Origin of the sequence: Vibrio misgurnus, from assembly GCF_029635775.1 — a bacterium.
Lineage (GTDB): Bacteria > Pseudomonadota > Gammaproteobacteria > Enterobacterales > Vibrionaceae > Vibrio > Vibrio chanodichtyis.
The window spans coordinates 890,876-905,224 of the sequence record NZ_CP113241.1 but is presented as its reverse complement, the minus strand read 5'-3'; the positions used below and the strand labels follow the sequence as shown (position 1 = coordinate 905,224).

The 14,349-nt window shown below is 47.5% G+C and carries 14 protein-coding genes; 8 read left to right on the top strand and 6 right to left on the bottom strand.

Features of this window, described 5'->3' with window-relative positions; all coding sequences use genetic code 11:
• Positions 1-49 precede the first annotated feature (49 nt).
• The 5 genes from OOK74_RS04335 to OOK74_RS04315 all read right to left on the bottom strand — a co-directional run bounded on the left by OOK74_RS04335 (position 50) and on the right by OOK74_RS04315 (position 4,046).
• A complete protein-coding gene (locus OOK74_RS04335; RefSeq protein WP_278183168.1) occupies positions 50-607 on the bottom strand; it encodes a Slp family lipoprotein in 558 nt (185 codons plus the stop codon).
• Between the two features lie 16 nt (positions 608-623).
• Positions 624-929: a chromosome partitioning protein ParA gene (locus tag OOK74_RS04330; protein ID WP_278183167.1), complete on the bottom strand. Its 306-nt coding sequence runs from the start codon at positions 927-929 to the stop codon at positions 624-626.
• Positions 930-991: 62 nt separating this feature from the next.
• Positions 992-1,714 carry a tRNA (adenosine(37)-N6)-threonylcarbamoyltransferase complex dimerization subunit type 1 TsaB gene (tsaB, locus tag OOK74_RS04325; RefSeq protein WP_278183166.1) on the bottom strand — a complete coding sequence of 241 codons (723 nt, stop codon included), beginning with the start codon at positions 1,712-1,714 and terminating at the stop codon, positions 992-994.
• Between the two features lie 129 nt (positions 1,715-1,843).
• Positions 1,844-3,751, bottom strand: a complete 1,908-nt coding sequence (gene yoaA, locus OOK74_RS04320) for a DNA repair helicase YoaA (protein WP_278183165.1) — start codon at positions 3,749-3,751, stop codon at positions 1,844-1,846.
• 91 nt (positions 3,752-3,842) lie between these two features.
• Complete coding sequence (locus tag OOK74_RS04315) at positions 3,843-4,046, bottom strand: hypothetical protein (RefSeq protein ID WP_166013265.1); 204 nt, start codon at positions 4,044-4,046, stop codon at positions 3,843-3,845.
• A 267-nt stretch (positions 4,047-4,313) separates the two neighbouring features.
• Between OOK74_RS04315 and purU the strand changes: the two genes are divergently transcribed.
• The 4 genes from purU (at position 4,314) to OOK74_RS04295 (ending at position 9,199) form a co-directional block, all read left to right on the top strand.
• The gene (purU, locus tag OOK74_RS04310; protein ID WP_274722308.1) at positions 4,314-5,147 is read left to right on the top strand and encodes a formyltetrahydrofolate deformylase; all 834 of its coding nucleotides are present in this window, start codon (positions 4,314-4,316) and stop codon (positions 5,145-5,147) included.
• Between the two features lie 203 nt (positions 5,148-5,350).
• The gene (gene sppA, locus OOK74_RS04305) at positions 5,351-7,201 is read left to right on the top strand and encodes a signal peptide peptidase SppA (RefSeq protein WP_278183164.1); all 1,851 of its coding nucleotides are present in this window, start codon (positions 5,351-5,353) and stop codon (positions 7,199-7,201) included.
• Positions 7,202-7,317: 116 nt separating this feature from the next.
• Complete coding sequence (ansA, locus tag OOK74_RS04300) at positions 7,318-8,331, top strand: asparaginase (RefSeq protein ID WP_274722306.1); 1,014 nt, start codon at positions 7,318-7,320, stop codon at positions 8,329-8,331.
• 52 nt (positions 8,332-8,383) lie between these two features.
• Complete coding sequence (locus tag OOK74_RS04295; protein WP_274722305.1) at positions 8,384-9,199, top strand: DUF2989 domain-containing protein; 816 nt, start codon at positions 8,384-8,386, stop codon at positions 9,197-9,199.
• Positions 9,200-9,245: 46 nt separating this feature from the next.
• Here OOK74_RS04295 and msrB read toward each other — a convergent pair whose 3' ends face one another.
• Entirely contained in the window at positions 9,246-9,650 is a 405-nt protein-coding gene (gene msrB, locus OOK74_RS04290; protein ID WP_274722304.1) for a peptide-methionine (R)-S-oxide reductase MsrB, read from the bottom strand.
• Between the two features lie 336 nt (positions 9,651-9,986).
• Here msrB and gap point away from each other — a divergent pair, with 336 nt between their 5' ends.
• The 4 genes from gap (at position 9,987) to rlmA (ending at position 14,296) form a co-directional block, all read left to right on the top strand.
• On the top strand, positions 9,987-10,982 hold the full coding sequence (gene gap, locus OOK74_RS04285) for a type I glyceraldehyde-3-phosphate dehydrogenase (protein WP_166013271.1): 996 nt from the start codon (positions 9,987-9,989) through the stop codon (positions 10,980-10,982).
• 263 nt (positions 10,983-11,245) lie between these two features.
• On the top strand, positions 11,246-12,130 hold the full coding sequence (locus OOK74_RS04280) for a D-hexose-6-phosphate mutarotase (RefSeq protein WP_274722303.1): 885 nt from the start codon (positions 11,246-11,248) through the stop codon (positions 12,128-12,130).
• Between the two features lie 201 nt (positions 12,131-12,331).
• Complete coding sequence (locus tag OOK74_RS04275; RefSeq protein WP_274722302.1) at positions 12,332-13,330, top strand: DUF2860 domain-containing protein; 999 nt, start codon at positions 12,332-12,334, stop codon at positions 13,328-13,330.
• 147 nt (positions 13,331-13,477) lie between these two features.
• Positions 13,478-14,296 carry a 23S rRNA (guanine(745)-N(1))-methyltransferase gene (gene rlmA / locus OOK74_RS04270; protein WP_274722301.1) on the top strand — a complete coding sequence of 273 codons (819 nt, stop codon included), beginning with the start codon at positions 13,478-13,480 and terminating at the stop codon, positions 14,294-14,296.
• Positions 14,297-14,349: the final 53 nt, after the last annotated feature.

Sequence of the window (14,349 nt, the reverse complement as noted above, 5' to 3'; positions counted from 1 at the left end):
AACCTCGATCAACAAGCCCAATTCGACCGCTTAGTTCGAGCAACCCGCTTTATTTGACTTGTTGAATGATCTTACCTTCGCGTTCTTGCATCGAACGCGGCCCACAATAAAAGCCACGACACGGGAACATATAAGAGCCAAACTCATCCAGTTGTACTCGCTCTTCAACCCGCCACAAGCGATAGCCCTGCACGCTGATCACCGGATAACGCTGCTCATAGTCACCGACTTTACCTTGCTCAGGCTCCGCCGTGGTGCCGTACACTGTCATGAGCCGCCCTTCCGCAAACGTGATCGGGTCTAAAAACCCGGCGACATAAGCGACAAAGCGACCTTGTGGATCTTGCTGCAGATCTGGTCGGCCTGAGCTATCGATCGGCAGATTGACCAATTCGACTCGAGTACGATCTTGTTGATTGCTGATACTCGCGATCACACCGCCCATTCGCACGGTAGACTGCATCGCCGGATCGAGATCCAACCAAACCGAATATTGGGTCACAATACTTTTATCATCGGAATCACCAAGCTCTGGCGACAAGCTAACACAGGCGCTAAGCAATAGTGCGCCGAGCAGTATCAGTGGTTTTATAACATCTCTTTGCATCGATTTTATCCTATGGTTAGATGTAAATATCGACCCCAAGTAACTGAGCAAGTTCCTCTTTACGCGCTTGGTTCATCACATCCAGATACTCTTCCAGCGCTTTTCTCGCCTGCCCTGCTGGCAAATCATAGTGCACTTGCGCACGATCAATCTGCAGCGGATCGACATAGCGGAGCGACTCTGCCACCGCGTTAGCCACTTTACTGGTCGAAGCTACGCGGCTACCACTCTCACTTTGGCTAACCTGACCCTTTTTGCCGACCTTGCCCGTTTTGTTAGTACTAGGCAAACGCGGCAAAGGTAATCCATTAATTGCAACCATACTGTTCCTATCGCTCACTGACTGAGTGTAGCAACACTCAATCAGTGTGCCTCGCTACGATGCTACAATGATTCGCGGCCAGGCAATTTTTTCCATGCCACCGTATCACGCAAATAAACTGGGCTCGCTTGTTCAACACTGAACGTATTGCCTTGCGCTAATTCAAACTGAGCCAAATACACCATGTCTTGCGCATCTGGGTAGAGCACATCACAAGCTTGCATTTGCAGCGGCAAGCTTTCCAGCATTGGGTAAGCGGCCCAACCCGTACCCGCTTGCCCCCACATCGGCTCATCGTTAACGACTTGCTCATCTGGTAGCAGTGTGGTGGCTAACTGCGCTGGAGCAATCACGCACTCCGCTTCCACCCCTTGCCAATTACCATCGGCTTGACGCACATAGCGCCCCCAGTACACTTCTTCCATCCGCGCATCAATCGCGCTGGCAACATGAGTCATGCCCTGTAAGCGATACGCCGCTTGCGCCATGGCCGCTAAAGTTGAAATACCAATCATCGGCAGATCCGCACCAAAGGCCAAGCCTTGCGCGATACCAATGCCGATCCGTACTCCAGTAAAGCTACCTGGACCACGACCAAACGCCAAAGCATCCAATTCGGCAAGTGTGATGCCGGCTTCTTTAAGGACTTCATCCACCATTGGCAATACTTTTTTGGTGTGATCACGTGGCGCGATTTCGCTGCGTGAATAAACCGTATTACCGACTAATAAGGCAACAGAACATCGCTCGGTGGCGGTATCTAAGGCGAGAATTTTTACGCTCATGAATCTCTCTAAATAATTGCAGTGATGACTAATGTTGTGGTTCATCAATGGCAGCAGTAATGAATTAGCCTAGCAGCAAATTGATGATTGAATGATAAAGGATGATGCACCGCTAAGGCTAGCCACCGCTCATTGTTGTAGAAAAGTGGTGACTATGTCCAGATCCCGTGTGCGAGGGATCGGCGGTAAACTGGCGAGGAACACCCCACCATAATCACGGGTCACCAGCCGATTATCACAGATGATCAACGCCCCTTTATCATGTTGATCGCGGATCAAACGTCCAACCCCCTGTTTAAGGGTGATCACAGCTTCCGGCAGTTGTACCTCCGCAAATGGATCACCACCACGCAAACGACAATCTTCAATCCGCGCTTTCAACAGTGGATCATCAGGAGCAGTAAACGGCAGTTTGTCGATGATAACACAACTGAGCGCATCGCCTCGCACGTCGATCCCTTCCCAGAACGCGCCCGTAGCCACCAACAGTGCATTACCCAAGTCCATAAATTCAGCCAAGGTTTTTTGCTTACTGGTTTCCCCCTGCATTAACACTGGCAAGCTTAAACGAGATCGAAAACGCTCACCTAACTCACGCATCATGCTGTGCGAGGTGCACAAAAAGAAACAGCGTCCTTGGTTATGTTCAATCACTGGGGCCAACATGCGCACCAGTTTATCCGCCAGCCCCGGGCTATTGGGCTCCGGCAGATAACGTGGCACACAAAGCACCGCTTGTGTTTGATAATCAAACGGGCTGACTAGTGAAAAGTGCGCGCTGGGCGTTAATCCTAAGCGTTGAGTAAAATGGCTAAAATCGTCGTTAACCGCCAGCGTAGCGGAGGTAAATATCCAAGCCCCTGCTTTGAGGGCCATCTGCTCACGAAACTTATCTGCTACCGAAAGCGGGGTAATATGTAAGCTAAAATGGCGGGGCGTAGTGTCATACCAGTAAGAATATCCGGTAATCGACACATCGCACACGCGGCGAATGCGGCCTAAGATCAGTGTCGCGCGCTCAAAGGCAGTATCAAGCAGTTGACTGCGTCCTAACGCCAATTTGAGTACATCCAACGCAAATTGCAGCGCTTCATTGAGCCGGGCAATTTCTCTGGCCACACTGGGGGTTTGCAGCACTTCACGCCAGTTACCGCGAAAACCGGATTCACCGAGCATGATCCGCAAATCCATCGCCGCTTGGCGCAGCTTATCGGCGACTTTTTGCAGTTGACGCATATCTTTCGCTTCGCTGCGATAACCCAGTTCAATATCTTTCGCCAGTTCTTGCACTTGGCGACTCGATACCGATTGACCAAAATATTGGCTGGCAATATCCGGCAATTGATGGGCTTCGTCGAAAATAAACACTTCTGCTTCGGGAATTAACTCACCAAATCCGGTTTCTTTGATCGCCAGATCGGCCAAAAAGAGGTGATGATTAACCACCACTACATCGGCCTCCATAGCGCGCCGCCGCGCTTTGGACACAAAACACTCTTGATAACTCGGACACTCTTTACCTAAACAATTGTCATTGGTTGAGGTAATCGTCGCAATCACAGGGCTATCTTCGGCCAAATCATCGCATTCACCTAAATCGCCACTTTGGGTACTCGATGCCCAACTGCGCACTTTGACCAACTGAGTGAGTAGTGCCGGATCAGCTTCGGGAGTATGACTTTCGATCATTTGCCGACTTAAACGGTCAAGACATAGATAGTTGGCTCGCCCTTTCAGCAGCGCCACTTGGCCAAAAAAGCCTAATGCACTGACCATCAAGGGTAAATCGCGGTGAAAAAGTTGCTCTTGCAGGTTTTTTGAACCGGTACTGATGATCACCTTTTTGCCACTCAACAAAGCAGGAACCAGATAGGCGAAGGTTTTACCGGTGCCGGTACCCGCTTCCACCACTAATTGAGTTTGGTGAGCAATCGCGCTGGCCACTGCTTTGGCCATATCGACTTGTGGTTGTCGCGGTTGAAAGCCAGGGATCGCTTGGCCTAATGCGCCTTGCTGAGAGAAGGTTTTTTCAATCATGCCAGTTCAGTGTGCAACGGAAATGGCGCGATTATGGCAGGTTTTTGACAGTGGTGCGAATGACAATCTCACGCGCACCACACAGTAAGTATTAGTTGCGATGCAGATAACGAGCCAACCAAGCGGGTCGCTCACCAGCAGAAATGGGGCTATTGGTCAGCGCTTTAGCGGCATCCCCTGGAGAGGTACGATGCTGCCACATTTCTTCTAACATATTCTCATTCAGTGACTGAGCGCCAAGCAGCGCTTCAACTCGCTCAACATACAACTTACGTGCAAGAAGTTCTTTATCCATACCACCACCTTACTACTCTTAATAATAAGAAAATCACGATGCAATCGCTGATAAACCTGTGTATTGCTTGGCTAAACCGATTGAATCTATTTTGATAATAGATTAATTATAGGTACGCGATTGCGGGCTGCATCACCATTCAGCTAGCACCGATTGGTTTTTTACAATCAAAGATTTGCACTACCCCATTAGGAGATTGCGCTAAGTCATCATGTGGCTTCTAGTCGTAACTAGGGGATATTTATTTTTGCATGGAAGTAGTTATTAATGGAAAGAAAAACCTTGCTGACGCATTGCCCTGATGCGCCGGGACTGATCGCTAAGATCACCAATATTTGTTACAAGCATCAACTCAATATCATTCATAACAATGAATTTGTCGACAATGCCAGCAGTCATTTTTTCATGCGTACCGAGTTGGAAGGTTATTTCAACGATACAACGCTGCTGGCTGACCTCGATCACGCACTGCCAGAAGGCGCTAAACGTACTCTGATCGACTCGACACGTAAGCGAGTGGTCATTCTGGTGACCAAAGAAGCGCATTGTCTGGGCGATATTCTGATCAAAAACTACGATGGCAGTTTAGATGTTGAGATTGCCGCAGTGATCGGCAATTACGATAGCTTACAGCGTTTAACCGAGCGCTTTGAGATCCCTTATCACTGTGTGTCCCATGAGGGGTTATCTCGAGAGCAGCACGAGCAGCAATTATTAGCGGTGATTAACCAATATCAACCGGATTATCTGGTGCTCGCTAAGTACATGCGCGTACTCACCCCAGCTTTTGTGGAACAATTTCACCATAAAATCATCAATATACACCACAGTTTTTTACCTGCATTCATTGGCGCTAAACCGTATCAGCAAGCTTACCAGCGCGGAGTGAAAATCATTGGTGCTACCGCCCACTTTGTTACCAATGATCTCGATGAAGGACCAATCATTAAGCAAGATGTGATCCCGGTTGACCACACATTCAATGCCGAAGATATGGCGCAAGCTGGGCATGATGTTGAGAAAAATGTGCTGAGCAAAGCACTCAATAAAGTGCTCAACGACCATGTCTTTGTGCATGGTAATAAAACCGTGATTTTGTAGTAGCTTATCAATAAGCGCCTCCCCATCACCGGACAATGCTATTCGCTCTTGGTGGTGGGTAAATATTTTTACATTAATGAAACAACGAGTAAGGTTACGGTTGTTTGCCCTGATCAGATAACGTAGGATGTGCTGCATTGTGTGAATAGGCATTATACATCTGAAGCTTGGAGTGCTGGGCACTCTATTGGTCTGGAGACACCATGAAATCACTATTTCGTTTTGTTGGTTTGTTGTTAAAAGGGATCTGGAAAACCCTTACCTTTATCAGGCTGGCACTGACTAATCTTTTTTTCCTACTGACCATTGGCATCATTTATTTTATTTATACCCAAGCCGATGCTCCGCTACCCAGCCTCAATCAATCCTCCGCTTTAGTGCTCAATCTCTCTGGGCCGATTGTGGAGCAAAATTCACAATTTAAAGCGATGGATTCTTTTGCCGGCAGCGCGTTTGGCGATGAATTACCACGTGAAAACGTGTTATTTGATATTGTTGAAACCCTACGCCATGCCAAAAATGACACCAAAATCACAGGATTAGTGTTGGCACTGGCCGATATGCCAGAAACCAATTTGACCAAACTGCGCTACATCGCCAAAGCGATCAACGAGTTTAAATCGTCCGGCAAACCGGTCTATGCGGTAGGCGATTTTTACAATCAGAGCCAATATTACCTCGCCAGCTATGCCGACAAAATTTACCTCGCGCCAGATGGTGCTGTGCTGCTCAAAGGCTACAGTGCTTACTCGATGTATTACAAAACCTTGCTGGAGAAATTAGAGGTCTCCACGCATGTCTTCCGAGTCGGCACTTACAAATCCGCGATTGAGCCTTTTATCCGTGATGATATGTCCGATGAAGCGCGTCAATCGGCCTCACGTTGGTTAACTCAGCTATGGAGCGCCTATCTCGATGACGTGGCAACCAATCGCCAAATTGAGATCACTGCGCTAACCCCAAGCATGGATGAGTTTGTTGCACAGTTGAAAGCGGTCGGCGGTGATTTAGCCGCGCTGTCACAACAAGTTGGCTTAGTCGATGAATTGGCAACCCGTCAGCAAATGCGCCAAGCGTTAAGCCAAACTTTTGGCAGTGATGGCAAAGACAGCTATAACGCGATCAGCTACTACGAATACCAAGCGAGCATCAAGCCAGCTCAGAATAATGCTGCTAACGATATCGCCGTGGTAGTCGCCAGTGGCGCGATTATGGATGGTTCACAACCGCGTGGCAGCATCGGCGGCGATACCGTCGCTGGATTGCTGCGTGAAGCGCGCAACGACAACAAGATCAAAGCGGTCGTATTACGCGTTGATAGCCCGGGAGGCAGTGCTTTTGCCTCCGAAGTGATCCGCAATGAGATGGAAGCGCTACAAGCCGCAGGCAAACCCGTGGTGGTTTCCATGTCAAGCCTTGCCGCCTCAGGCGGGTACTGGATTTCGATGAGCGCCGATAAAATCGTCGCCCAACCCACTACCCTTACCGGTTCGATTGGTATTTTTAGCGTGATCACCACCTTTGAAAAAGGGCTTAACCAGCTTGGTATCTATACCGATGGAGTGGGTACAACGCCATTTGCAGGACAAGGCTTAACCACAGGGTTAACCCAAGGGGCGAAAGAGGCAATTCAACTGGGTATTGAGCATGGTTATCAACGCTTTATTTCGCTGGTGGCCGAAAAGCGTGGACTGAGCATCCAAGCCGTGGATGAGATTGCTCAAGGCCGAGTGTGGACCGCACAAGATGCGCTAAATCTCGGCTTGATCGATCAGTTGGGCGATTTTGACGACGCGGTGCGCCTCGCCGCCGATCTGGCCAAGCTTGAGCAATACAACCTGTATTGGGTGGAAGAGCCATTGAGCCCTATCCAGCAATTTTTACAAGACCTACTTGGTCAAGTACGGATTAATGCGGGTTTGGATATTGCCGCTCTGTGGCCTAAATCACTGCAACCTTTGCTCGGTGAGTGGCAACAACAAACCCACTTACTTAATCAACTGAATGATCCTAAAGGGCAGTATGCGTTCTGTTTGCCCTGCCAAGTTGAATAGTCTATTCGGTCACATCCCTTGATCTAGCGAGGCGCTTTACTCGAAGCGCCTCTTTTTATTGCAAGAGTTTTCGCTATAATCGCCGCACTGTTCCCTACACTGAGTGATTTCTCGCAATGGCCAGAAAACATATTTATATCGCCTATACTGGCGGCACCATTGGCATGAAAAAATCCGACCACGGCTACGTACCTGTAGCAGGATTTATGGAAAAACAGCTCGCTGGGATGCCGGAATTTCACCGCCCCGAAATGCCACTGTTTACTATCCATGAGTATGATCCGTTAATCGACTCTTCGGACATGACCCCGACCGATTGGCAAATTATCGCCGACGATATTGCCGCCAACTACGACAACTATGATGGTTTTGTGATCCTGCACGGTACGGATACCATGGCTTACACCGCCTCAGCCCTGTCATTTATGTTTGAAAATTTAGCGAAGCCAGTAATTGTAACAGGCTCACAGATCCCCCTTGCAGATCTGCGATCTGATGGCCAAGCTAACCTACTGAATGCATTGCATATTGCCGCCAACTACCCGATCAATGAAGTCACGCTATTTTTTAACAATCGTCTCATGCGTGGCAACCGGAGCCGTAAATCACACGCCGATGGCTTTAGCGCGTTTAGTTCACCAAACCTGCCACCATTGCTTGAAGCAGGGATCAATATTGAGCTCAGTGCCAATGTCAAAGTGGATGAAAAACCCAGCGGCGCATTTAAAGTCAACGCCATCACGCCACAACCGATTGGAGTGATCACCATGTACCCAGGTATTTCTCATGAGGTGATCCGCAATACTTTGCTCCAACCGGTGAATGCCATGATTCTACTCACCTTTGGCGTAGGTAATGCACCACAAAACCCACAACTGCTGGCTCAGTTGAAAGCGGCTTCAGAGCGTGGGGTATTGGTGGTCAATCTGACCCAGTGTCTCGCAGGCAAAGTGAACATGGGTGGTTATGCCACCGGTTGTGCGCTGGCCGATGCCGGGGTGATCAGCGGTTATGATATGACGCCAGAAGCGGCACTGGCCAAACTGCACTATCTGCTCAGCCAAAATCTGTCTTATCAAGAGGTGAAAACTCGGATGCAACAGGTACTGCGTGGTGAGATGACGCTTTAGTTTCGTCAACCATAACCCAATAAATCAGTGTATTTGATCACAGGTCGATATCATGAATTTGACTAAACCGCTACTGCTCGTCGCTAGCCTAACTCTGCTCAATGGCTGTTTCGAGAATCGTAACAATACCGAAAAACTGTGTACTGATAACCCCAACCTGCGCTGTGAGCAGCTTAATCTCGGTGATGGACAATGCCGTATTCCGCGCACTGACCTGATTTGGCATCGTTTTGAAATTTTGAAATCACCAAGTGATGATAAGATCATCAAAGAATATCAATTGGTCAGCACCTATCAACAATGCCTTGAGCTCGCTTCGCAGATCCAAGTAATTGACCAAGCCAAACTCAAAGAGAATCGCTTTAATGCGTTGATCAATGCGACCCAAGATCAAGAGCGGATTGTCGCCAAACTCAGACAATCCAATTCGCCCGCAGCACTCTATTTTTTATGGAGTCAAATTGGTGATAACCATGCTCGCCGGGCATTTTTGCAGCTCGAAGGCCAACCCGCGCTCGAAACCGCCGAAATGCAATACGCACTGGCTACGTTTTATACCGATCGCGACAAAGCCAAAACAGTGCAACTGTTGCATCGATCGCTAGAACTGGGTAATGGCAAACCACGTAATGTGGAGATCTTGCAAGCGTTAGCCAGTAATTATCATGCATTGCATAATCCAAAACAGGCGTATGTGTGGGCAATGGTGAGCAAAGAGTTTGGAGTCGCGGTTGCCTCAGCGGCAGAAATGAAACGGCTCTACCCGTTTAATCCACAGCAATTTGCTGAACTGGATCGCATCGCTAACACCATCACCAAAGCGCTGCGTAATGGCAGCTACAAACAATCGCTCATTGCCGAGCTGTGAATTGTCGGAAAAACCAACATCAGCGGTGCTAAACTCACCGCTTTATTCACTTTTTGTTGAAAACTAACGACACCGAATTAACACAAAAGCGTAACCCCGTCGTATTCGGGCCATCTTCAAACACATGACCAAGGTGGCTATCACAGGCAGCACAGCGGATTTCGGTGCGTACCATAGCGTGAGTAAGATCCTTTAAATAACGAATCGCTTGTGGATTGAGCGGTGCATCAAAACTCGGCCAGCCACAACCTGAATCGTACTTATTTTCCGAACTGAACAGTGCGGTCTGACAACAAGTACAGTGGTAAAAACCGGTCTCTTTATTGTGCAGCAAAATTCCGGAAAATGGCGCTTCTGTTCCCTGCTGACGGCAGATATGGTACTGCTGCTCGGTTAACTGCTCACGCCAGTATTCATCAGGCTTGCACTGATTTTCTGAGGTAAATTTCACGCTGTTGATTTCCTTATTATTTATCGTTTAGATCACCATTTCTTGGTGAAATAACTTGCCTAAGCCAAGCAATGTAGCACATACTTTTTACACTTTTTAAGTACAATTTTGTTATGTGTGTGAACGGAGATATCGCCACACGCAACACCAATTGGTAGGCATAACCCGCAGGTCTAAGTTTAAAAGTTCATCAGTTGCAAACAATTGTGAAAAAAAGCCGCGCTTTTTTTGACTTTGAACAAGTTAAGCCCGATTATCTGTTGCAGCTTTTAACTGGATTCTGTAATTTTACTACCAGTTATCTTTAATCAGAAATTAAGTTGTGGAGCAACTATAATGACTATCAAAGTTGGTATTAACGGTTTTGGCCGTATCGGTCGTTTCGTTTTTCGTGCAGCGCAAGAGCGCAATGACATCGAAGTTGTAGGTATTAACGACCTGATCGACGTAGATTACATGGCGTACATGCTGAAATATGACTCAACTCACGGCCGTTTCAACGGTACTGTTGAAGTTAAAGACGGTAACCTGATCGTTAACGGTAAAACTGTACGTGTAACTGCTGAACGTAACCCAGAAGATCTGAAATGGGATGCAATCGGTGTTGACGTAGTAGCTGAAGCAACTGGTCTATTCCTAGACGACGCAACAGCTCGTAAACACATCACCGCTGGTGCGAAGAAAGTTGTTCTGACTGGTCCTTCAAAAGACAAGACTCCAATGTTCGTAATGGGCGTTAACCACGCTTCTTACGCTGGTCAAGATATCGTTTCTAACGCTTCTTGTACTACTAACTGTCTAGCTCCTATCGCTAAAGTACTGAACGACAACTTCGGTATCGTATCAGGCCTGATGACTACAGTTCACGCAACAACTGCAACTCAAAAAACTGTTGACGGTCCTTCAGCGAAAGACTGGCGCGGTGGTCGTGGTGCTTCTCAAAACATCATCCCATCTTCAACTGGCGCAGCGAAAGCAGTAGGCGTTGTTCTTCCAGAACTGAACGGCAAACTGACTGGTATGGCTTTCCGCGTACCAACTGCCAACGTTTCTGTAGTTGACCTAACCGTTAACCTTAAGAACGGTGCATCTTACGAAGCTATCTGTGCAGCAATGAAAGCAGCTTCTGAAGGCGAACTGAAAGGCGTTCTAGGCTACACTGAAGATGCAGTAGTATCTCAAGACTTCATCGGTGAAGTTCAAACTTCTGTATTCGATGCTAAAGCAGGTATCGCGCTAACTGATAACTTCGTTAAAGTTGTATCTTGGTACGACAACGAAATCGGTTACTCAAACAAAGTTCTTGACCTGATCGCACACATCTCTAAGTAATGTGGTGATTAGCGAAGAAATTCGTTAGACAAAAAGGCGACTCTCGGGTCGCCTTTTTGGTATCTGGGATTTGGTCATTCAATATTGGAACCTCTTGATGTTATACCCCAACAACTTGGAGTTGCAGTTAGGCGACAAGTGAGTAAGTCCCCATGAGCATGGGTAAACTATGTGATTGGAGTGAACGAACACCGCTGCCGCTTCAAGTAGGAAGGCGATATCAATCTCAGATCCGGCTGAAATGCAGATTTAAGGAAATTAAGATGGATTTACATGCTTTGAATACCGTTGCGGTACTCTCTGATTGCGTTACGATTGCAGAACTAGACCAAATAAAAATTGTGCGGATTATGCACGATAAAGCCAGTGCGGCGATTTCGTTACACGGTGGACAGGTGATTTCCTTCCAACCTCAAGGCCAAGCGGATCTGCTGTGGATGAGCCCACAAGCAATTTTTGATGGCAAAACTGCGCTACGCGGTGGTATCCCAATTTGTTGGCCTTGGTTTGGCCGCATTGCAGCCCCTGCACATGGTTTTGCCCGCAGTCAAGAGTGGCAACTGATCGAGCATAGAGAAAATGAACAAGGTGTGATAGTAATGCTCGGATTACCGGTGACGAGTGAAAGCTTGGCACTGTGGCCCTACCAATTTGAGCTGCGTCTACAAGTTGAGATCGGAGCAAGCCTCAAAGTAACACTGCATATTACCAATACCGATCACCAAGCGTGGACATTTTCAGGCGCTCTGCACTCCTACCTTCAAGTGGGTGATATTCAACAGACCGAGACCACGGGTATTGGCCCAACTTACATGGATAGCCTGCAAAACAACCTGATTTGTTCTAGCCATGCGCCACTGACTCTCTCTGATGCGATAGATCGCGTTTATACCCAGCCTGAAGCACTAGTCACTATTCAAGACTCGCAACTGAATCGCAAGGTGATGATCGAAAATCAAGGCCATAATAGTGCTGTGGTGTGGAATCCTTGGTTACAAGGTGCACAAGCAATGGCCGATATGAACGATGAAGGATATCGACATTTCTTATGTGTTGAATCAACCCTACACGCCCCCTCATTAAGCGCAGGTAAAACTTTACAACCGGGGCAAAGCTATCAATTAATCACGCACATTTCAGCACAATAAAAACTCGCCTAACGCCTAAAAAGCAGTGCAATTAACGCTATTGTAAACGAACTTAACCTTCCAAAGCGCGTACACTGCTTTTCTTTCAATCAGTTACCTTTTTCGGTTGTAGCCCTACACGTTAATTTACGTTTTCAACATAGCGCTTAGCATAGCTCAAGGTATAATTAATGATTATGTACCGCATCATTTGGAAATCTAATGAAACCCCTCTATACCTACCTTAGTGTGCTGCCTTTATTATCTCTGTCACTGACCGCCCAAGCCTCTTCCGATAGAAATCAGCCAGGCTGGGACTTCACATTGAGTCTTAATAGCTTTTACGCACGCACTCAATCACAGATGAATACCAATGATGATAATGCGCTCACCCCCAATTTACAGCAATCGGGACACACCACATCTAAAATGCGATTCATGCCTTTAGGTAATGTGCAATACACTTTTGCTTCCGGAAAAACTCAATTTTTTGCTGGTCAAAGCTCCGATCAGGTGATTGAAGGGCAACTGCAAGCTGAACTCGGAATTACGCATAAATTTGATCAGCTTGGCCAAATCACCTTGGCATATTTTCCTGCCCTGCCAGGAGTTAATGAAACCTGGCGTGATCCTTATCTAACACAAGCGGCAAGATCGACCACCGATATCACCGCCCAAGGTGGGCGTATCGCCTATACCGCACCTTTTGCACTACCGCTCACGCTGCGCTACGCCTATCTAGATTACCAAGTGGATAAAGAGCAGAGTGCTAGCGAAGATAAATGGAGCGCTATAGACAGAGGATTACTCAATCGCAACAGTATCTACCAACAAATGTCAGCCGAAGTATCGCTACCAATCAGTCGAGCTTGGTCTTTAGTCCCGCAGGTCAGCTATACCAAACGCGATGCCGAAGGAGATGCATTTGATTTTAATGCACTAGATTACCAACTCAGTCTCAATCATTTTTTCGGCCAGCAAGCATTATTTATGACTCTCAGCTATGGCCAAGAAGACTACCAGACCGAACACCCGATTTTTTCCGCAACACGCGATGCTCAACGCTGGAGTGCATTTGCACTGTACGCTTATCGCGCACCATTTGGCTGGAAAAACGTATCACTGAACGCCATGGCTGGTATCCGAGAAACCAATGACGTGATCAACTTTTTTGATCAAAAATCCACTTTCCTCTCAACCGGGATCGCCTTTAACTTCTAACCAGTCAACTGACTCGCTGAGGCCGTGATTTAATTACGAGCCTCAGCGAGTCAGTAAAAGTTGAGCAGCGCTAAAACCAGCGTGTCACTTTTTATTTGATGCCACTATCGCTAAACTTAGCCGTCAATTTCGTTGTTTGAGACCACCATGACCTTTTTATGCCCCCTTTGCGAGCATCCACTCGTGCTAAATCACAACGCCTATTCTTGTGTTAATCGCCATCAGTTTGATGTCGCGAAAGAGGGCTATGTCAACTTGATGCCCGTCCAGCACAAACGCTCCAAAGATCCCGGCGATAACCAAGAGATGACCCAAGCTCGTCGACGTTTTTTACAAACCGGCCACTACGCGCCGATGCGTGAAAAAGTCGCGCAGCTGTGCCAAAAATACCTCACCGGCCATCAACAAACCCTGCTGGATATTGGTTGTGGCGAAGGCTACTACACCGATTTTTTTGCTAATGCTGTGCGCCAACAAGATGATTTGGCGCAAACGGTGGGGTTAGATATCTCTAAAGTCGCGATCCGTTACGCGGCAAAACGCTACCCAGATTGCCAATTTACCGTCGCCTCTAGCCACCGACTGCCATTTGCCGATCAAAGCCTTGCAGCTGTGATCCGCATCTATGCCCCTTGCAAAGAGAGTGAATTACAGCGCTGTGTACAACAAGGTGGCGTGGTGATCACCGTCACTCCTGCTGCACGTCATCTCTACCAATTTAAACAAGGCATTTATGACCAAGTACGCTTGCATCCAGAGCAAGCAGAGACCTTAGATGGGTTTGAACTGGTTGAAGAGTGCCAACTGCACTACCCAATGACACTCAATGGCTCAGAAGCGGCCGATCTTTTGCAAATGACCCCTTTCGCATGGCGAGCCAGTGAGACATTTAAACAGCAAGTCGGCAACAGCGAAACTTTTATGTGTGAAGCGGATTTTATGCTGCGAGTTTATTTACGAAAATAACTGATAATAATTCTCATTGATTGCGTATATGAGAGGCCTCCAGTACCATAAGC